This is a genomic window from Janthinobacterium sp. Bl 1, assembly GCF_058215535.1.
The window spans coordinates 3,768,248-3,783,807 of sequence record NZ_CM177086.1 but is presented as its reverse complement, the minus strand read 5'-3'; the positions used below and the strand labels follow the sequence as shown (position 1 = coordinate 3,783,807).

General features: G+C 65.3%; 14 protein-coding genes. 13 read left to right on the top strand and 1 reads right to left on the bottom strand.

Translation table 11 applies throughout. The features are described 5' to 3' along the window. Window position 1: 1 nt before the first annotated feature. Window positions 2-778 (bottom strand): DUF481 domain-containing protein, encoded by a 777-nt coding sequence (locus tag AC4BCN_RS16905; protein ID WP_490491314.1) that lies wholly within the window; start codon window positions 776-778, stop codon window positions 2-4. A 245-nt stretch (window positions 779-1,023) separates the two neighbouring features. On the opposite strand from AC4BCN_RS16905, the gene AC4BCN_RS16900 reads away from it, so the two are divergent. The 13 genes from AC4BCN_RS16900 (at window position 1,024) to AC4BCN_RS16840 (ending at window position 15,536) form a co-directional block, all read left to right on the top strand. Next, window positions 1,024-1,710 carry a winged helix-turn-helix domain-containing protein gene (locus tag AC4BCN_RS16900; protein ID WP_034755791.1) on the top strand — a complete coding sequence of 229 codons (687 nt, stop codon included), beginning with the start codon at window positions 1,024-1,026 and terminating at the stop codon, window positions 1,708-1,710. Beyond that, window positions 1,703-3,055, top strand: coding sequence for a sensor histidine kinase (locus AC4BCN_RS16895; RefSeq protein WP_490491313.1), 1,353 nt, complete (start codon window positions 1,703-1,705; stop codon window positions 3,053-3,055). Before AC4BCN_RS16900 ends, AC4BCN_RS16895 begins: the two co-directional genes overlap by 8 nt. 175 nt (window positions 3,056-3,230) lie before the next feature. Beyond that, on the top strand, window positions 3,231-4,133 hold the full coding sequence (locus AC4BCN_RS16890; protein ID WP_490491312.1) for a VirK/YbjX family protein: 903 nt from the start codon (window positions 3,231-3,233) through the stop codon (window positions 4,131-4,133). 111 nt (window positions 4,134-4,244) lie between these two features. Beyond that, the gene (hemB, locus tag AC4BCN_RS16885; RefSeq protein WP_100873238.1) at window positions 4,245-5,219 is read left to right on the top strand and encodes a porphobilinogen synthase; all 975 of its coding nucleotides are present in this window, start codon (window positions 4,245-4,247) and stop codon (window positions 5,217-5,219) included. A gap of 108 nt (window positions 5,220-5,327) precedes the next feature. After that, window positions 5,328-6,671 carry an MBL fold metallo-hydrolase gene (locus tag AC4BCN_RS16880; RefSeq protein ID WP_490491311.1) on the top strand — a complete coding sequence of 448 codons (1,344 nt, stop codon included), beginning with the start codon at window positions 5,328-5,330 and terminating at the stop codon, window positions 6,669-6,671. 56 nt (window positions 6,672-6,727) lie between these two features. Then, window positions 6,728-7,237 (top strand): peptide-methionine (S)-S-oxide reductase MsrA, encoded by a 510-nt coding sequence (msrA, locus tag AC4BCN_RS16875; protein ID WP_490491310.1) that lies wholly within the window; start codon window positions 6,728-6,730, stop codon window positions 7,235-7,237. A 10-nt stretch (window positions 7,238-7,247) separates the two neighbouring features. After that, window positions 7,248-8,066 (top strand): helix-turn-helix domain-containing protein, encoded by an 819-nt coding sequence (locus AC4BCN_RS16870; protein WP_490491309.1) that lies wholly within the window; start codon window positions 7,248-7,250, stop codon window positions 8,064-8,066. 175 nt (window positions 8,067-8,241) lie between these two features. Continuing rightward, window positions 8,242-9,582: an MFS transporter gene (locus AC4BCN_RS16865; protein ID WP_490491308.1), complete on the top strand. Its 1,341-nt coding sequence runs from the start codon at window positions 8,242-8,244 to the stop codon at window positions 9,580-9,582. Window positions 9,583-9,595: 13 nt separating this feature from the next. Further along, window positions 9,596-11,368, top strand: a complete 1,773-nt coding sequence (locus tag AC4BCN_RS16860; RefSeq protein ID WP_490491307.1) for an FAD-dependent oxidoreductase — start codon at window positions 9,596-9,598, stop codon at window positions 11,366-11,368. Continuing rightward, window positions 11,365-11,550, top strand: a complete 186-nt coding sequence (locus tag AC4BCN_RS16855; protein ID WP_092708909.1) for a DUF2783 domain-containing protein — start codon at window positions 11,365-11,367, stop codon at window positions 11,548-11,550. Before AC4BCN_RS16860 ends, AC4BCN_RS16855 begins: the two co-directional genes overlap by 4 nt. Then, a complete protein-coding gene (hmgA, locus tag AC4BCN_RS16850; RefSeq protein ID WP_490491306.1) occupies window positions 11,547-12,851 on the top strand; it encodes a homogentisate 1,2-dioxygenase in 1,305 nt (434 codons plus the stop codon). Before AC4BCN_RS16855 ends, hmgA begins: the two co-directional genes overlap by 4 nt. Before the next feature lie 177 nt (window positions 12,852-13,028). Then, window positions 13,029-14,222 carry a sigma-54 interaction domain-containing protein gene (locus AC4BCN_RS16845; RefSeq protein WP_490491305.1) on the top strand — a complete coding sequence of 398 codons (1,194 nt, stop codon included), beginning with the start codon at window positions 13,029-13,031 and terminating at the stop codon, window positions 14,220-14,222. 234 nt (window positions 14,223-14,456) lie between these two features. Continuing rightward, window positions 14,457-15,536 (top strand): LLM class flavin-dependent oxidoreductase, encoded by a 1,080-nt coding sequence (locus AC4BCN_RS16840; protein WP_490491304.1) that lies wholly within the window; start codon window positions 14,457-14,459, stop codon window positions 15,534-15,536. Window positions 15,537-15,560: the final 24 nt, after the last annotated feature.

The window sequence follows — 15,560 nt, the reverse complement described above, 5'->3', positions numbered from 1 at the left end:
GTCAGAACGAGTAGACCAGCGTCAGCGAGGTTTGCGTATCCGTGTTCTTCTTGTCGTCCGGCACGCGCGTGTCGTTGCGGGCGCTGAAGGCGGCCTTCATCTGCATGGTGCCGTTGATTTTCGTGCTGAGGGCCGTTTCGGCGATCGAGTGGGTGTTCGAGGTGCCCCGTTCCACGCTGACCGTCTGCGTGAACATGGCCGACTGGCTGATCTTCCACTTCATGGCGGCCGCGCCGCGCACCGTCAGGCCGTGTTCCGATTCGCCCGCGTCGTTGGTGCCGCTGAAATAGCCAGGACCGATTTCCACGTCGACGCTTTTGTCTGTCGACTGGTACCAGCGCGAGCCATGACCGACGGCCAGGGTCGAGTACTTGGTGTAGGCGCCGAACTTGTCGTTCACGTGCGAGGCCAGCACGAACAGTTTTTCATGGTCGGCCATCAGCTTGTACGCCGCCTTGGCGGAGGCGGAAAAGCGTTCGGCCGAGCGTTCGCGCACTTTCTCGCCATCGTCGTTCGTCGTTTCGTCTTCCTTGAAATAGCCGCTGAAGATGTACTGGTTGCTCCAGTCATCGAGTTCCTGGCGCGCGTCGATCTTGCCCGTGACGGAGGTGCCGACCGTGTTGCCCGAGGTGGTGATGGCGCCCAGTTCGGCGGAAGTGCTCCAGCTGCCGATGGGGATTTCATCGAACAGCATGCTTTGCTTGGTGTCTGCGGCGGCGGCGCTGCCGCAGCTGATGGCCATGGCCAGCGCCAGTGCGAGAGAGTGGGTCGATTTCATGGCTGTATCGGTTTGTGGCGCGCGCCAGGCGCGCCTGATGTTCGTTAGTGGCAGTGATGGTTTGCAGGCCGCGGCAAGCCGGGAGGCGCCGATAAAAAATGCGCGCGCGGGCGCGGCCAAACATTGTCGAGGCTGTATTGTACCCGACCCTGTGATCGCGCGTCGCACGCGGCGGGGCTGGCAAGTGGCGCGCGCCTGGCGTATGCTGCGCCTATTTGCTGCCTGATCTTTACAAGGAACTCCCCGTGCGCTGCCTGGTCATCGAAGACGAAGCCGAAACTTCCCGCTATATCTGTGCCGGCCTGCGCGAGGCGGGCCACGACGTCACCGCCTGCGACAATGGCATCGACGGCATGCGCCTGGCCTGCGGCGAAGACTGGGATGCGCTGGTGCTCGACCGCCTGCTGCCCGGCGAGATCGATGGCCTGGCCATCGTCGCACGCCTGCGCGGCATGGGCCGCAACACGCCCGTGCTGGTGCTGTCGGCCCTGTCCAGCGTCGACGAGCGCGTGCGCGGCCTGCGCAGCGGCGGCGACGATTACCTGTCGAAACCGTTCGCCATCGATGAACTGCTGGCGCGCATCGAAGCGCTGCTGCGGCGCGCCGCACCCGTGCCCGAATCGACGCAGCTGCAGGTGGCCGACCTGGTGCTCGACATGCGCACCATGCGCGTGACGCGCGCCAACCGGCAGATCGCCCTGCAGCCGCGCGAATTTCGTTTGCTCGAATACCTGATGCGCCACCAGGGCCAGTCCGTCACGCGCGCCATGCTGCTCGAAGCCGTGTGGGATTACCATTTCGACCCGCAGACGAACGTCATCGACGTGCAGGTGAGCCGCTTGCGCACCAAGGTGGACAAGGAATTTTCACCGCCGCTGATCCACACGGTGCGCGGCGTCGGCTACACGCTGGGCGTGATCGACAGTGCGTAATTTGCACCGCTCGATCGCGGCCCGCCTGGCGCTTGGCTATGGCGTGCTGGTGGTCGTGTCGATCAGCATCGTTTGCGCCGTGTTCTACTTCGGCACCATCGGCGTGCTCGATCGCAGCGTGGACCGCAAGCTGACCCTGCTCTCGGAGCGCCTCGCCGCGCTGTACGAGCAGGGCGGCAGCAGCCGCACGACGGCGGAAATTGCCCATCTGCTCACCGACCGCACCGACAGCGACACGGAGATCTTTTTGCTGGTGGACGCCGATGGCCGCCGCGTGGCGGGCAATCTGTCGTCCTGGCCCGACGTGGGCAGCCCCGTGGGCCACTTGCTGCACCGCGATGTCACGCGCGAAGGGCGCAGGGTGCCCGCGCGCATGCTGATCCGCGACTTGGCTGGCGGCGCGCGCCTGTTCGTCGGGCGCGACATGGAAGAGGGCAAGTCGATCCGCTCGCTGGTGCTGCGCTCGCTGGCTTATGGCGGCGGGGTGGCCATCCTGCTGGTGGTGGCCGGCGCCTGGCTGTTCCGGCGCCAGCTCGAAGCGCGCATCGGGCAGATCCGCCGCACGGCGGGCGAGATCGAGGCGGGCGACCTGAGCCGGCGCATTCCCGTCTCCAGCGAGGATGAATTCGGCTTGCTGAGCCGCGACATCAACCGCATGCTCGACCGCATCGAACACCTGATGGAAGGCGTGCGCCACGTGTCGAACGCCATCGCGCACGACCTGCGCACGCCGCTGGGCCGCATCCGCAACAAGCTCGATGGCGCCTTGCGCCAGCAGCAGGGCGTCGCAGGCTACGAGAGCGCGGCGCAGGCGGCCATCGACGACATCGACGACCTCACGCGCGTGTTCGACAAGCTGCTGCAGATCGCGGCCGCCGAATCGGGCATGCGCCCCGAGAATTTCGACGACATCGACCTGCATCAGATCGGCGCCGACATCGTGGAAATGTACGAGGCCACGGCCGACGAGCAGGGCGTGCTGCTGGTACAGATGTATGGCGACGGCGTGCCGGCGCGCGGCGACCGCAATCTGCTGGGCAGCGCGCTGGCCAGCCTGGTCGACAATGCCATCAAGTACGCGGGCCCGGGCGCCACGGTGGAAGTGTCGGCCGGCAGCGATGCGCATGGCAACTGGCTGGCCGTGCGCGACAACGGCCCCGGCGTGCCAACGGAAGAGCTGCCGAAGCTGACGCAGCGCTTTTACCGGCTCGACAAGAGCCGCCACTTGCCCGGCAATGGCCTGGGCCTGTCCATCGTCGCGGCCATCGCGGCCCTGCATGGCGGCAGCCTGGAGATCGAGGATGCGGCGCCGGGCTTGCGGGTGAGGCTACGCCTGCTGAACTAGAATGCCCCCGGTTGCGCCCCGACACATTACCAACTTGTAACCCCCTTCATTTTCACCTCCCTCTATCATCCGCTCTACCCGGCGTAGAGCGGCTGCGTGCGCGCAGCCGCCTGTTCCGGGCTGCCTGCGGCCGTCGCCGCGTCCCGTTCATCAGACCAGTCATAGAGCCGTTTGCATGCATACTTTTACCGCCACCGGCGACAACGCCGCGCCGCAGCCGGCGCCATCGCACCGGCAGGGCCACCGCCTCAAGGCCGCGCTGGGCGCCATCGTCTTTCCTGTGCAGCGCGTTCGCTGGCAAGCCTTCATCTCCATGACGCCGGGCCTGGCGGCGCTGGCGCAAGCCCATCCCAGCCTGCTGTACAAGATTTATCGTCCCTACGCCAGCCGCCAGTTCGGCTGCGCGGCGCGGGTGGACCTGCTGTGCGGGCATTACCGCTTCCTGTGGCAGGCGGGCGCGCGGCCGCTGGTGGAGTACGCCGCGCGCCGTGCGCTGGTGCTGGCCGCCATCGAGGGCAAGGATGGCGCCACCTACCGTTTGCAACTGACGGCCATCCGCGACAGCCACCGGGAAGGGGAGCTGTGCCTGCGCCTGACGCGCGACGGCGTGCCGCTGTACTTGGCCAGTTTCCTGTTCCGCCCCCAGTCTGGCGGCGCCGTCATCCAGCTGGGCGCCTTGCAGGGCTTGCGCTCGCCCGCCGGCGCGCAGGCGGTGAAAGAGACCACGCGGGCGCTGCACGGCTGCCGGCCGAAAAACCTGATGGTGGCCGCCTTGCGCGACCTGGGCGATTTGTTCGGCTGCGGCCATCTGGAACTGGTGAGCAACGCCAACCGTATCGCGCTGAACTGGCGCCGGCGCCGGCATATCTCGTGCGACTACGACCTGGCGTGGCGTGAACTGCATGCGCTGCCGGCCTGCGGCGGCAATTTCCGTCTGCCGTGCGGCCCCTGCCGGATGCCGGACCTGGCGCTGGTGCCGTCGAAGAAACGGGCCGATGCGCGCCGCCGAGGCGCCATGCTGGTGCAGCTGGCAGCCGACATGCGCTGGCAAGTGACGGCCCTGCTGCACGCGCAATGACGGCGCAGGGCGTGTTTCTTGATCTGCGCGGCTTTTTTGCCGGGCGGTCCGGCGCAACTGGCGCGATCGGCGTATACTTATCGGCGTTGTTAACCCGAAGCCAGTCACTCCATGCCAGCACAATTCCCCACTTCGCGCATGCGCCGCCTGCGCGCGACCCCGCAACTGCGCGAGCTGTTCCGCGAAACCGAGATCAATCCGCGCGACCTGGTCCTGCCGATCTTCGTCGACGAAGGCAGCAGCGATTTCATCGACATCAAGTCCATGCCCGGCGTGCGCCGCATTCCCGAAGCGAAGCTGGCGCAGGAAGTGGAGCGCTACGCGCGCGCCGGCCTGCGCTCCGTCATGACCTTCGGCATTTCGCACCACAAGGATAGCCACGGCACGGACACCCTGAACCCGGACGGCCTGGTGGCCCGCATGTCGCGCATCATCAAGGACGCCGTGCCGGAAATGGTGGTGATGTCCGACACCTGCTTCTGCGAATACACGGACCACGGCCATTGCGGCATCCTGCATGGCGACACGGTCGACAATGACAGCACGGTGCTGAACCTGGGCAAGCAAGCCGTCATCGCCGCGCAGGCGGGCGCCGACATCATCGCCCCATCGGCCGCCATGGATGGCCAGGTGGCGGCTATCCGCAGCGCGCTCGACGCGGCCGGTTTCCATGACACGCCCGTGATGGCGTATTCGACCAAGTTCGCCTCCGGCCTGTACGGCCCGTTCCGCGACGCGGCCGGCAGCACCCTCAAAGGCGACCGCAAGACCTACCAGATGGACCCGATGAACCGCCGCGAAGCGATCCGCGAATCGCTGATCGACGAAGCCGAAGGCGCCGATGCGCTGATGGTCAAACCGGCCGGCGCCTACCTGGACATCATCCGCGACCTGCGCGAAGTGACGCGTTTGCCGATCGGCGCCTACCAGGTTAGCGGAGAATATGCGATGATCAAGTTCGCCGCACAGGCCGGCGCCATCGACGAGCGCCGCGTGGTGCAGGAAACCCTGGGCGCCATCAAGCGCGCAGGCGCGGACATGATCTTTACGTATTTTGCGATGGATGTGCTGAATAATCCGTACTGAGCCTGCCCGGCGTTCTTTTTACCCCGAAGGCAAAGTCTGGGGTCGGACCCTCAGGGTCCGACCCCGGTATTTCCGCCGTTGGGGTTCTTTCTGCATTCCGCTTTTCCCATGCCCCTGAAAATCTCCCGCATCCTGCACGCCGGCTATGTCTTCGAATGCGAAGGCACGGCCATCGCCTTCGATCCCATCGTCGAAAATCCGTTCAGCCGCAACTGCCACGCGTTTCCGTCCGTGCGCTTCGACCTGGACGCCGTGCGCCGGCTGCGCTGGGATGCCGTCTTCATCTCGCACTTCCACGACGACCACTGCTCGCTCGACAGCCTCGATGCGCTCGACCGCGCCACGCCCATCTACCTGTACTGCGTCTTCGACGAACTGTTCGCGATGCTGCGCGCGCTCGGTTTTACACAGGTGCAGCGCCTGCACGTGGACGTGCCCGTGCAGGTGGGGGCCATTGAGGTGATTCCGCGCCGCGCGCTCGATGACGATGTCGACTCGCTGTTCCAGGTGCGCGCGGCCGGGCTGAACGTGCTCAATGTCGTCGATTCCTGGATCGGCCCGGAGACTTTGGCACAGCTGGCCGCCTTTGCACCGTGGGACATGGTGCTGTGGCCATTCCAGACCATGCGCGAAATCGCCGTCATCGCGCCGTCGCAAGCGCAGCCTGGTCCCGTCGAGCTTCCCGACGACTGGGTGCCGCAGCTGCGCGCGCTGGCGCCACGGTACATCGTGCCCAGCTCTTGCCAGTTCGTGCAGGAAGACTGGTCCTGGTACAACCACGCGATGTTCCCGGTTACCTACCGCCGCTTTGCCGATGAAATCGGCGCCGCGCTGCCCGAGGCGCACATCTTCCGCCTCGATCCATCGACGGCCGTGCTGCTCGACGCGCACGGCGTGAGCAGCGCCGAACCCTTGCCCTGGGTGGTACCCGTGGGCCTGCAAGACGTGGATTTCGACTACCGTCCCGAGGCGCCGCCGCCCGCCACGGCGGACATCGCGCGCCGTTTCGCGCCCTTGAGCGATGCCGATGCGGCGCTGGTGCTCGATTTCTGCCGCCACGGTTTGCTTGAACGCTACCGCGACATGGAGCTGCCCGAGGACAGCTACTTCCAGCAACCGCGTTTGTGGCGATTGTCGCTGTACGGCCATGACGGTGCGGCCACCGTGCTCCATTACCGCACGCACGGCGACTTGATCGACCTCGTGCCGGAGACGGACGAGGCACCCGGCTGGACCACCGAAGTGCCGCTGGTGAAATGCCATGCGGCGCTGGTGCTCGGTGAATCGCTGACGTCGATGTACATGCGCATCAACGATGGTCCTTTTGATGCCGCCACGCGGGCGGAGCTGGCGGAAGCCGACATCGTCGACGACCCGCTGATCCGCTGCCTGTTCAACGACGCCATCGGCGCCTACCAGGCGGCGCAGCTCAAGCGCTTGCTGGCCCGCTGAAGAAAGTTGCGTGACAGGGTAAGATAGCTGCTTCTGACTAGAACGGGAAAGACACCATGGCACAAGACAATGAAACGGCGATCCTGGCCGGCGGCTGCTTCTGGGGCGTGCAAGACTTGCTGCGCCGCTATCCGGGCGTGATCGCCACGCGTGTGGGCTACAGCGGCGGCGACGTGGCCAACGCCACCTACCGCAACCATGGCACGCATGCGGAAGCGATCGAGATCATTTTTGACCCGGCCACCATCAGCTACCGCAAGATCCTGGAATTCTTCTTCCAGATCCACGATCCCAGCACGGAAAACCGCCAGGGCAATGACCGCGGCACCAGCTACCGCTCAGCCATCTATTACACGAGCGATGAGCAAAAAAAGGTGGCCGAAGACACCATCCGCGACGTCGACGCCTCCGGCCTGTGGCCCGGCAAGGTGGTGACGGAAGTGGCGCCGGCCGGCCCGTTCTGGGAAGCGGAACCCGAGCACCAGGATTATCTGCAGCGCTTGCCGCACGGCTACACCTGCCACTACATCCGGCCGGACTGGGTCTTGCCGCAGCGCGGGCAGTAAGGACGCAGATATGCGTTACTGGCGCGTCGAACGGCGGCAGGCGGAAGGGCAGCTGGACTTTGGGCGTACCCTGGAGTTGATGGCTGCCATCGGCCATGCCGACGTGAATGCCGTCGCCGGGGCCATCCTGAAAACGGTCAGCACGGTCGCGCCGATTGCCCAGTGCACGATCTTTGCCTATGAATTTGGCAACCGGCCACGGACTGTCGCCGTGGCCGACCGGCGCGGTGGACGTTTCCTGCAAGATATTGCCGACAGCTACGCGCGCCATTACTATGCGCTCGATGGCAACCAGCGCGTGATCGCGCCGGCGCCGGGGCGGAAAATCGATCCCGCCATCGTGCTGCACCAGCAAGCCAGCGACGAGATCGACCATCCCGGCTACCGCGCCGCCTGCTATCAAAAACCGAATGTCTCGGATCGTTTGTCCCTGCTGGTGCAGCCGGCGGGCGATATCTGGCTCTCCGTCAATTTTTACCGCGACAGCAGCCAGGGCCAGTTCCAGCCTGGCGAAGTGGCAGGCATCGAAACCCTGTCGCCGCTGTTTGCCCATGCCGTCAAGCATCACTACAGCCTGAATGGCCAGGCGACGCAAGGCGTCGCGCCGATGATGCTGGCAAGGCTGCGCCAGCATTGCCCCGCTTTGAGCAAGCGTGAACTGGATGTGCTGCGCTGCGTGCTCGAAGGCCTCACGGCCGTGGAAATCGCCGAGATCATGGGCGTGCAGTCGTCCAGCGTGACGACTTACCAGAAGCGCGCCTATAAACGCCTGGGCATATCCAGCCAGCGCCAGTTGTTCGCCCTGTGCATGGCGCCAGCGCCTGTCTAGTTCCTTGGACGTAGCAATGGCTCCGTCTTTCTGACTGTTTTGGCCGCAAAATGTCCCCAAAATGGGGACAGCCGGCGTCGTTGTCGTCTGCATACTGTGTTGCAAGCCGGGATCACCCGGCCGCTCTCACCCAATAAAAACAGCAAGGGGAGGGCGACACCTTATGGAGACAAGCATGACCATCGCCAAAGCGGCCACCCCCGCCACTGCGCCCGTCCTCGACGCGGCCGCCAATCAACTGGAACAGCAGGTGATGCGCAAGGTATCGCGCCATCTGCTGGGATTTCTGTTCCTGCTGTTCGTGTTTTCCTTTCTTGACCGCATCAACATCGGCTTTGCCGGCCTGACCATGATGCAGGACCTGGGCCTGTCCGGCACCCAGTTCGGCTTTGCCACCACCCTGTTTTACATCGCCTACATCGCTTGCAGCATCCCCAGCAACATCGTGCTGGCGCGCATCGGCGCGCGTAAATGGATAGGCAGCATGATGATCGCCTGGGGCCTGGCCTCGACGGCGACCCTGTTCGCCAGCGGCCCGGCCAGCCTCTACGCGCTGCGCTTTTTGGTGGGCGTGACGGAGGCGGGCTTTCTGCCCGGCATGCTGCTGTACCTGACGTACTGGTTTCCCAGCGCCTACCGGGCACGCGCCAATGCCTTGTTCATGATCGCCATGCCCGTGACGGCCGCCATCGGTTCGGCCTTGTCGGGCCTGATCCTGGGACTCGATGGGCACTGGGGCTTGAAGGGCTGGCAATGGCTGTTCTTGCTCGAAGGCATGCCATCCGTGTTCCTGGGCCTGGCCGTGTATGGCTATCTCGACGATGCACCTAACAAGGCGAACTGGCTGAGCAAGCTGGAACAGCAGGTGCTGGCGCGCATGCTGGCGGCCGAGCACAAGCCGGTGGCTCCCCGGCACAACACCTCGGTGATGGCGGAAATGCTGTCGCCCACGGTATTGAAATTCGGCGTCGCCTATTTCTGCCTGGTCAATACTCTGGCGATGGTGGCCGTGTGGACACCGCTGATCGTGAAAAGTTTCAACAGCAACGCCAGCAACACGCAGATCGGTCTGCTGGCGGCCATTCCGCAAGTGTGCACCGTCATCGGCATGATTGCCTGGGGCCGCCGCTCGGACCGCTTGCAGGAGCGCCGCTGGCACATCGTCTGGCCCATGCTGCTGTCGGCCGCCGGCTGGCTCTTCACCGCGTATTCGGCCAATCCCATCGTGCAGCTGCTGGGCGTATGCATGGCATCGACGGGCGCGTACACGGCCATGTCCGTCTTCTGGACCACGCCGGACCGGGCCCTGAGCCTCGGTGCGCGCGCCATCGGCATCGCCGTCATCAATGCGACGGGCAATATCGGCTCGGCCCTGAACCCCGTCGTCGTGGGCTGGCTGAAGGATTTCACGCACAGCTTTGCCACGGGCTTGCTGTACGCCAGCGTGCTGCTGGTGGCGGGCGCGGCCATCGTGCTGACCCTGCCCATCGCCCGTGGCGGCAAAGAACAATCTTGAAGAGGACACCATCATGAGCGACACGTTCCACCCTTATCCCCATGTGCCGAAGGTGTATCCGCCAAGTAAGCTGGCGGGCCGATCCACGCAGCACGTCCCGGTACTGATCATCGGCGGCGGCCCCGTGGGCCTGGCCACGGCCCTGGGCCTGGCCCGCCACGGCGTGCGCTGCGTGCTGATCGAGGCCGACGATGGCGTGTGCACGGGCAGCCGCGCCATCTGCATCTCGCGGCGCAGCCTGGAAATCATCGAACGCCTGGGCGCGCTCGACGGTTTTATCAGCAAAGGCTTGCCGTGGGCCGGTGGGCGCAGTTTTTACCGCGACGAGGAAGTGCTGCATTTCACGATGCCGCAAGACGCGAACCAGAAGCTGCCGCCCATGGTCAACCTGGCGCAATATCATATCGAGCAATTCCTGCTCGACGCGGCCGAACGCCAGCCGGAACTGATCGATATCCGCTGGCAAACGCGGGTGACCGGCGTGGACCGGCGCGCCGATGGCGCCACGGTCACGGTTGCCACGCCCGACGAAACCTACCAGATTGACACGGACTGGCTGGTGGCGGCCGATGGCGGGCGCAGTGTCGTGCGCGAGGCGCTGGGCTTGAAATTGCAGGGCACCAGCTATGAAGGGCGCTATGTGATCGTCGATATCCACCTGAAGAGCGACCGTCCGACGGAACGGCTCGCGTATTTCGATCCGCCATCGAATCCCGGCTCGACAGTGCTGGTGCACAAGCAACCCGACGATATCTGGCGCATCGACTATCAATTGCGCGACGACGAGGATGCGCAGGCTGCCGTGCTGCTGGAAAACGTGGCACCCCGCGTAGACAGCCTGCTGGCCATGATGGGGGAGACACAGCCGTGGCATCCCGTGTGGATCACCATCTATAGAGCCAACGCATTGACGCTGGAAAAATACCGGCACGGCCCCGTGCTGTTCGCGGGCGATGCGGCCCATCTGGTGCCCATCTTCGGCGTGCGCGGAGCGAACTCGGGCATCGACGATGCGGACAATCTGGCCTGGAAGCTCGCCTACGTCGTCAAGGGCCAGGCACCGCAGGCCTTGCTCGACAGCTATTCGGACGAGCGCGTGTACGCCGCCCATGAAAACCTGCGCCACGGCACGAAAAGTACGGAATTCATGGCGCCGCCCACGTTCGCCTTCGATCTCATGCGCACGGCCGTGCTGGGCCTGGCGGGCAAGCATGCACATGTGCGCTCCTTGATCAACCCGCGCCAGACGAGCGCCATCGCGTATGCGCAGTCGGCCTTGAATACGCCAGATAGCGCGACGTTTGCCGCCGGCCCCGCGCCGGGCACGGTCTTGCCCGAGTGTCCGCTGGCGCTGCTGCACAACGGTGGGCAAAAAGCGGGGTATATTACCGATCTGGTGAGCCGCACTGATGGCGATTTCACGGGGCTGTACTTCAGCGACGATGGCTGCGTGCCTGCGGAATTGCTGGCGCTGGGCGATACATTGCCGTTGACGACCGTGGCGATCGCCCGCAGTGGCGTGCAAGGGGACGCCTGGGACCACACGGCGCAGGTATTTTCGCTGTTCGACGCGCAGCCTGGCAGTTTTTACCTCGTGCGTCCGGATGGGCATGTGCTGGGGCGCTGGCGTGAGGTGAGGGCGGGGCAGGTGGCAGCAGCGCTGGCTAAATCCGGGGTCAGTCCCTTCGGGAGCGGTACGCGCCCCATTGGGGCGTGCACCCCCGCCGGGTCTGACCCCAGCACTTTGCGCAGCGGGTCAGTAAAAGTTATTAAGGAGATCATATGACCGACATCGAACTGGACAATCTTTACACCGAGCTATGCCACACCATGGGCGGCCTGGGCGAACAGCGCTCGCCCCTGTTCCTGGCCCGCTTCGCCTTGCTGGCCATGGGCGCCATCGGCAAGGCCGACGTGGTGCAGGGCTTGCTGCGCGACGCGGCCGATGGCCTGGCGGAGCCGGCATGATAGGCGCCGGCTACCAGAGCGGCTTCGGCAACGAATTTGCCACGGAAGCCGTACCCGGCGCCTTGCCACAGGGGCAGAATTCGCCGCAGCAGGCGCCGCTGGGCCTGTACGCGGAACAATTGTCGGGCACGGCCTTCACGGCGCCGCGCGCGCAGAACCGGCGCTCGTGGCTGTACCGCATCCGTCCCGCCAGCCAGCATCCGCCTTTTACCTTGTTGGCCAACACGCGCATCGTCAGCGATTTCCACGCCATGCCACCCACGCCGCCGAACCAGCTGCGCTGGGACCCGCTGCCGCTGCCCGACAGCGCGACGCCAACGGACTTCATCGACGGCTGGCAGACGATGGCCGGCAATGGCAGCGCTGAAACCATGAGCGGCTGCGCCATCCACGTGTACGCGGCCAACCGCTCCATGCAGCGTTTCTTCTACTCGGCCGATGGCGAATTGCTGGTCGTACCGCAAGAAGGCCGGCTGGCGATCGCCACGGAACTGGGCTTGATCGAGCTGGAACCGCAGGAAATCGCCGTGATTCCCCGCGGCGTGCGCTTCCGCGTGACCCTGCCCGATGGCGCGGCGCGCGGCTATGTGTGCGAAAACTTCGGCACGGCCTTCCGCCTGCCCGACATGGGGCCCATCGGTTCGAACGGCCTGGCCAATAGCCGCGACTTCCTCACGCCGCACGCGGCCTATGAAGACATCGACGGCGAGTGCGAACTGGTGGCCAAGTTCGGCGGCCATCTGTGGCGCACAACCCTAGACCATTCGCCGCTGGACGTGGTGGCCTGGCATGGCAATTACGCGCCCTACAAATACGATTTGCGCCGCTTTAATGTCATCGGATCGATCAGCTACGACCATCCGGACCCGTCGATCTTCCTCGTGCTGCAGGCACCGAGCGAAAATCCGCTGTTCGGCGCGATCGACTTCGCCATCTTCCCGCCGCGCTGGCTGGCCGCCGAACACACATTCCGCCCGCCGTGGTTCCACCGCAACGTGGCCAGCGAATTCATGGGACTGATCCACGGCGTCTACGACGCCAAGGCGGCCGGCTTCGTGCCGGGCGGCGCCAGCCTGCACAACTGCATGTCCGGCCATGGCCCAGATGCGCAGACGTTCGAAAAAGCATCACATAGCGACACGTCGGCGCCCGTGAAGGTGGCCGACACCATGGCCTTCATGTTCGAGACGCGCACCATCCTCAGGCCCACGCCATTCGCCTTGAACGGCGAACTGCTGCAGAATGACTATTTCGAGTGCTGGCAAGGCTTGCGCAAGCATTTCGATCCCGACCAGGCATAGTCAAATGGCGGTCTAGCGGCCCGCGCCAGCAGCGTGTGCGGGTTGCTGGGCAGGCCGCATTGCCTGCTTGCTTGCCGCAGCAAGGTTCGGGTCCACGCCCCGCATATGCAAAATCCGGATAAGCTAGCGCGGCACCATTCGTTCACGCCTGCGGATGGAGCGCGGTATAGTCGGCCCATGGAACTCTTAGCCCACAATTTCAGCAGCGATTTCGCGCGCAGCGCCCACCTTGCCCGTGGCGCCGGCGATGACGGCGACAGCGAGGCGCTGGTCGCCTTCCGCGACCCGCAGCAAATGAGCTTGCTGGTGCGCGCCACGGCCTTTGTCTTTGCCGATCCCCGTTCGCGCCAGTTGCACGAACTGATCGAACGCATCGCCCCCAGCGAGGCGACGGTGCTGATCACGGGCGAAACGGGAACGGGAAAAGAACTGATCGCGCGCCACGTGCACGGCTTGAGCGGGCGCGCCGAACAGACCTTTGTGGCGATCAACTGCGGCGCGTTTTCCGAAACCCTCGTCGAGAGCGAGCTGTTTGGTTATGAAAAAGGCGCGTTTACGGGCGCGCAGCAGGGCAAGCCGGGCTGGTTCGAGACGGCCAGCGGCGGCACCCTGTTCCTCGATGAAATCGGCGACCTGCCGCTGGCGATGCAGGTCAAGCTGCTGCGCGTGCTGCAGGAGCGCGAAGTGGTGCGCCTGGGCGCGCGGCGCGCCATCCCCATTGACGTGCGCCTGATCGCGGCCACCAACGTGGACCTGGCCGAAGCCGTGCGGGCAGGGCGCTTCCGCGAAGACCTGTATTACCGGCTGCAGGTGATCGGCCTGCCGCTGCGTCCCTTGCGCGAGCGTCCGGGCGACATCATGCCGCTGACGCGCCACTTCATGGCCATCTATGCGCAGCGATTGCACCTGGGCGAGGTGGAACTGGGCCCCGATGCGCAGCAGGCCTTGCTCGCTTATCCATGGCCGGGCAATATCCGCGAACTGGAAAACGTCATCCACCGCGCGCTGCTCGTATGCCGCAGCGGCGTCGTGCGGGACGAGGACTTGAGTTTGTCGGGCTGGCACCGCGCGCCTGCCGCCGCACCTGTCTCTGCGCCTGCTCCAGATGCGTGGGCTGGCGGCGCCGACATCGCGTATGCGACCCATGGCGCGGCCGGGCAGGACGACTTGTTGGCCGCCGAGCGCTTTGCCCGCGCCTGGCAAGCCTTGCTCGACTCGGGCGAAGCCGTGGAATTCGAAGCCATGCAGCAGGAACTGGTGCGCGCCGCGTGGGAGCGCAACGAGCGCAACCAGGTACGCACGGCCAGACACTTGAACCTGAGCCGCAACATCTTGCGCACCTTTTTGAAAAAGGCGGGCGCCATCGATTAGGTGCTCGACTTGGGCATCGGAGCCGGACCCGCAGCGATGCGGCTCCGGCTTTTTTCATGGCTGCTGCGCGCGCAACACATTGCTGCCGTGGCTGCAGCCGATTGCTGCCTAAGCAGCATTTTCGGGCGCCGATGTGTAGCCAGCGCATGGCATGTTTTCTGCGAGGAGGGAAGGGCAGATCGCCACGCACGATGCGCCGCGACCTTTTCTTTGACCCACGACAGGAGTCCATGCATGACCATCGAATTCATCTGGCAATTGCCCACCAGCGGCGACGGCCGTTACGCGGCGCCCGGCATCACGCGCAGGGGCGAGCGGGCCGCTGGCGCGCCCAGTCCCTTGCAGGCGGGCGTGAGCGACCCGCGCGGCGTGCGTCCGCCATTCAATTATTTCGACTACCTGCACCAGATCGCCCGCGCGGCCGACCTTTCCGGCTTCGACGGCATCCAGATACGCCACGATACGCAGGGCGATGAAAGCTGGATCGTCGCCGGCTACCTGGCCCGCAGCACGCGGCACCTGAAACTGATCGCCGAATTCGACGCGGCCTGGGGTTCGGCCGTGTATGCGGCGAAGAACGCCGTCAGCTTCCAGCGCTTTACGGGCGGGCGCTTCGCCTGGCAGATCGGCCACGGCGGCGATGCGGCAGCGCGCCGGCGCCAGGGCGATGCCGTGCCGGACGCCGATATTCTGCCCCGCCTCGATGAATTCATCACGGTGGCGCGCGGCGTGCAGAACACCTCGCCGTTCAGTTTCAAGGGCAAGTTCTTCGAGGTGCAGGACGGCGGCTTCAAGGGGCCGCTGGCGAACCACCCCGTTAACACCATCTATTTGACCGGGGTCAGCTCGGAGGCGCTGGCCCTGTCGGCGCGCCAGGCCGACGTGCACGTGTACGATGCGGCGCCGCGTGAGGCCCTGCAGCCTTCCATCGCCAGTCTGCAAGCGCAGGCGCGCCAGCTGGGCCGCACGGTGGCCGCAGGCTTGCGCATCGACGTGCTGGCCCGTGAAACGTTCGAGGAAGCGCTGCGCGACGCGCGCCGCTACCGCAGCGGGGCAGGATTGCCTGACGATAGCGCATTCGATGCCGGTGCCGCAGCCTTCTGGCCCGGCTTTGCGCAAGCGCAGACGGGTGCCCACGGCGCCCTGGTCGGCAGCTATGAGCAGGTCAGCGCTGCGCTTGAGGCCTACGCGCAGGCGGGAATCTCCAGCTTCGTGCTGGCGGCCATCCCCCATTTCGAGGAAGCCTACCGTATCGGCGAACATGTGCTGCCCCGTGTGCGGGCGGCTTTGTACACGCAACGGCAAGCTGCCTGAATCCCCTAATTTGAAGGAGTACCA

Bases quoted from the DNA above. Each gene is read 5' to 3' on its own strand.
- AC4BCN_RS16905 (WP_490491314.1), bottom strand. From the start codon at position 778: ATGAAATCGACCCACTCTCTCGCACTGGCGCTGGCCATGGCCATCAGC.
- AC4BCN_RS16890 (WP_490491312.1), top strand. From the start codon at position 3,231: ATGCATACTTTTACCGCCACCGGCGACAACGCCGCGCCGCAGCCGGCG.
- hemB (WP_100873238.1), top strand. From the start codon at position 4,245: ATGCCAGCACAATTCCCCACTTCGCGCATGCGCCGCCTGCGCGCGACC.
- AC4BCN_RS16880 (WP_490491311.1), top strand. From the start codon at position 5,328: ATGCCCCTGAAAATCTCCCGCATCCTGCACGCCGGCTATGTCTTCGAA.
- msrA (WP_490491310.1), top strand. From the start codon at position 6,728: ATGGCACAAGACAATGAAACGGCGATCCTGGCCGGCGGCTGCTTCTGG.
- AC4BCN_RS16870 (WP_490491309.1), top strand. From the start codon at position 7,248: ATGCGTTACTGGCGCGTCGAACGGCGGCAGGCGGAAGGGCAGCTGGAC.
- AC4BCN_RS16865 (WP_490491308.1), top strand. From the start codon at position 8,242: ATGACCATCGCCAAAGCGGCCACCCCCGCCACTGCGCCCGTCCTCGAC.
- AC4BCN_RS16860 (WP_490491307.1), top strand. From the start codon at position 9,596: ATGAGCGACACGTTCCACCCTTATCCCCATGTGCCGAAGGTGTATCCG.
- AC4BCN_RS16855 (WP_092708909.1), top strand. From the start codon at position 11,365: ATGACCGACATCGAACTGGACAATCTTTACACCGAGCTATGCCACACC.
- hmgA (WP_490491306.1), top strand. From the start codon at position 11,547: ATGATAGGCGCCGGCTACCAGAGCGGCTTCGGCAACGAATTTGCCACG.
- AC4BCN_RS16845 (WP_490491305.1), top strand. From the start codon at position 13,029: ATGGAACTCTTAGCCCACAATTTCAGCAGCGATTTCGCGCGCAGCGCC.
- AC4BCN_RS16840 (WP_490491304.1), top strand. From the start codon at position 14,457: ATGACCATCGAATTCATCTGGCAATTGCCCACCAGCGGCGACGGCCGT.